Below are 3483 nucleotides of genomic sequence, written 5' to 3'. Positions count from 1 at the left end.
GAGTAATTATAGGGTTTAACGCAACTGATGGTGACTGACAAAACAAGGCGTTCGTTACTTAAAGCCGCCATGTTTGGGGCGGCTTACCCGCTAGTTGGGTGTGTTTCAACGTCGACTCAAAACTCGACGCCGACTTTGTTTGGCTGCTCTATCTCAGGCCGTGACCGCTTTAGCGCTGTGGTTGCTGATCAAAATGGTATGCCTATTCGTCAAGTACCACTGCCTGCACGTGGGCATGGCGTTGCTACGAATTCTTCACTAAGGCATGCCGTCGCTTTTGCTCGACGTCCTGGTGCCTTTTTCCAGGTATTTGATTACCAAACGGGCGAATCTATTAAGCTTCGCCCTGCGGATGACAATCGCCACTACTATGGTCATGGGGTTTACTCTAACGATGGTAAGTGGTTGTATGCAACTGAAGGTGAACGTGGCACGAGCCGTGGCATTATCGGAGTTTACGATGTCATTGCTGGATATATAAAAGTCGCTGAGTTTAGTGGATTTGGCCTTGGACCTCATGAAGTGATCGTGATGCCTGATGGTGGTTTAGTGATTGGAGTGGGTGGTGTTCATACGAATGGTCGAGAACCACTTAACTTGAGTACAATGGCGCCAAGCCTGAGCTACCTTGACCGAAATGGTGAGCTTGTTGAGCAAACTGGGTTGAGTGATCAGAAACTTAGCATCCGACATTTAGCTCATGATGGTTCTGAAACCGTGCTGTGTGGCCAGCAATATCGCGGAGAGCCTGATGAGTATCCATCGCTTCTTGCTATGCATACCAAAGGGGGCAAGTTAACGCCTTTGGAAGCTGAGCCCGAGCAGTGGGCAAGGTTTAACCATTACATCGCTAGCATTGCTGCAACAGAGGATTGGATTCTCGCTACTTCTCCGCGCGGTAACTGCTACGGTATTTGGTCTAAGCATTCCAGAAAGTTAGTTGAGCTTTCTCATCTACCTGATGCGTCCGGTGTTGTAGTGCAAGACAATGGATTTAAAGTAAGCTCAGGAGCGGGCGGTGTTGTCAGCCAAAAACAACCGGGTAATAAGGATGTGCATCAATCGGGCATTCAGTGGGACAACCACTGGTCAGTAATTAGTTAATAATATTGATAAAAATAGAGATACCCTCGGGGTTTTCAAAAACAAGTCACACGTTTGCCATTTAACTCTGCCATACTTAAAGCTTAGGGTATGGCAGAGGATGAAGGGATGGCGAGATGGACTGTATGGTTGTTGGTGCTTTGTCTGACACCTTCGGCGAGTTTTGCCGCGCAGTACTTTAATCAGATTGGCTGGCTAGAGCCTGATAGTAAGCTGCATAGCCTATTGCAGTATCCAGCCGTGGTCGAAGACCTGTATCGAACCAATGGCCCACAGATGGTTTGGTTTGATTTACAGCAGAGTAGCAAACTCGAGTTCCAACTCGAGGTGATCCATCATGCTGGCTTTAGCTCTCTCTTTTCTCGTCAACTTAGCTATCTTCAGTTCTATCGTAAAAGTAATCGCTGGTATGAGTACGACGTGCTTGCTACGGATACCATGCTAATGTATCTCAGCTACGCCGAAAAATCGCGTAATGAGGGTAAAGAGTGGTTCTTCAACAATAAGGTGGTCAACGCTTTGCCATTGCCGCCAAACAGTGCTTTGGTGGCCGTACGTCGGGCTATTGCGCAGCACTCATTCGGTGACCTTATTGAACGTTACACGCCGGATTCAGCAGAGTATCAAAATCTTATTGACACCTATCTTCATTTAGTCAAATTCCAGAAACTTGCGCTCCCTGAATATCAGCAATTAGGCATTAAAAAAGTGGGTGACAAGCTGAGTAACCGTGAAGTGTTGCTGCAGCGCCTTGAGGTGGTTGATATCAACCTGATGACTGTGCGCAAAGACGTCACTTGGTTTGATAGTACATTAGATGTTGCAGTCAAAGAGTTTCAGCGGCTTCACGGACTAAAAGAAGATGGTGTCATTGGCCCTGATACTATTAAGTGGCTGAATCTGCCAATTGATAAACGTTTGTCGACCCTAGCTATAAATGCAGAGCGAATCCGTTACTGGCCCGCACAAAGAGATACCATCATAGTAGTTAACGTGCCAAGTTTTCAAATGCGGTATTGGGCTTCTGGGGAGCAATTGTTCCAGTCAAAGGTTGTGGTTGGTCGCAAAGGGCGACCGACCCCAGTAATGAATACTAAGCTTGATTCGCTGATCTTGAATCCGACTTGGAACGTGCCTTGGAAGATTATGGTCGAAGATATCATTCCCAAGGTACAAGAAGATGTGGGTTACCTTGCGAGACACAATATTAAGATCATTCCTAAATGGGGCTCTGAAGAGGTTATCAATCCAGAAGATATTGATTGGGATAACTTGAGACCAGGCGCTTTTCCTTATCGCATGACTCAGTTATCTGGCAATGCCAATGCTCTTGGACTTTACAAGTTCAATACACCGAACCGCAGAGCGATCTATTTACACGATACGCCGAGCAAGAATTTATTCGAGAAAACACAGCGAGCCTTTAGCTCTGGATGTATCCGGGTTGAAAATGCTGACCTGTTTGCGATGACTTTGCTTGAATCTCAAGGTCTGGAGTTAGAAGAAGAAAAAGAGTCGCAGAAAGCTCAAGGTATTGAAGTTGTTGCTAATCAAGCCATCCCACTAAAAAGTCGAATCCCGGTCCACATCATTTACCAAACTGCATGGTACGAGGAAGGAAATGTCCACTATAGGGAAGACATTTACCGCTTAGATAGATTTCGTTACACAAAGGGATAACTTTTACCATTTTTTTACTTGGCGCATTAAAAAAATATTTTTCTAATATGTTCAATAGTTAAGCAATGTAATCTGAAACATGTTTAACTTTGAGCATGTTTTATGCATTTGCACTTCACACTAGAGTTCGGTAGTGTCGCCGTTCGGCACGTTAGGACATCAATTGTGAAGGTATATAAAAGTGGCATTATCCCGACGAGATTTTATTAAGCTGGCTGGAAGCAGCTTAGTAGTAGCAAGCTGCGCACCTAGCATTGCTTTGGCATCTTATCCAGATCAACCTCGCTCTTTAGCATTGACCAATCTCCATACAAGAGAAATGCTTGAAACCTGCTATTTTGATGGCAGTAACTATATTGACAAAGAGCTTAATCGCTTAAATCACTTGTGCCGTGATTTTAGACGCAACGAAGTTTACTCAATGGATAAACGCTTGTTTGACCACATTAGTAAAATTCAAAAAGAGCTCGGTGTTAACACTGAGGTGCAGATTATTTCTGGTTATCGTTCGCCAGCGACGAATGAAGCACTACGTAGCAAATCCAATGGTGTGGCTAAAAAAAGCTACCATATGCTCGGCCAGGCGATCGACTTTAGGCTTGATGGCGTGAAATTGAAGCAAGTTAAAGATGTTGCCCGTGAGCTTAAGCTTGGTGGCGTTGGCTATTACCCACGTAGTAATTTTGTTCATATCGATAC

General features: G+C 44.9%; 3 protein-coding genes. All 3 read left to right on the top strand.

Annotated features, from left to right (window positions below; translation table 11 throughout):
- Nucleotides 1-27 precede the first annotated feature (27 nt).
- Nucleotides 28-1104 carry a DUF1513 domain-containing protein gene (locus tag QTO00_RS16760; protein WP_331425801.1) on the top strand — a complete coding sequence of 359 codons (1077 nt, stop codon included), beginning with the start codon at nt 28-30 and terminating at the stop codon, nt 1102-1104.
- A 108-nt stretch (nt 1105-1212) separates the two neighbouring features.
- The gene (locus QTO00_RS16755) at nt 1213-2784 is read left to right on the top strand and encodes a L,D-transpeptidase family protein (protein ID WP_331425800.1); all 1572 of its coding nucleotides are present in this window, start codon (nt 1213-1215) and stop codon (nt 2782-2784) included.
- A gap of 181 nt (nt 2785-2965) precedes the next feature.
- On the top strand, nt 2966-3483 hold a 518-nt coding region (locus QTO00_RS16750; RefSeq protein WP_331425799.1), incomplete at its 3' end, for a DUF882 domain-containing protein.

The organism is Vibrio sp. M260118 (genome assembly GCF_036533755.1).
GTDB lineage: Bacteria > Pseudomonadota > Gammaproteobacteria > Enterobacterales > Vibrionaceae > Vibrio.
The sequence above is the reverse complement of the archived record's forward strand: the minus strand, read 5'-3'. Positions and strand labels throughout refer to the sequence as shown.

Bases quoted from the DNA above. Each gene is read 5' to 3' on its own strand.
- QTO00_RS16755 (WP_331425800.1), top strand. From the start codon at position 1,213: ATGGCGAGATGGACTGTATGGTTGTTGGTGCTTTGTCTGACACCTTCG.
- QTO00_RS16760 (WP_331425801.1), top strand. From the start codon at position 28: ATGGTGACTGACAAAACAAGGCGTTCGTTACTTAAAGCCGCCATGTTT.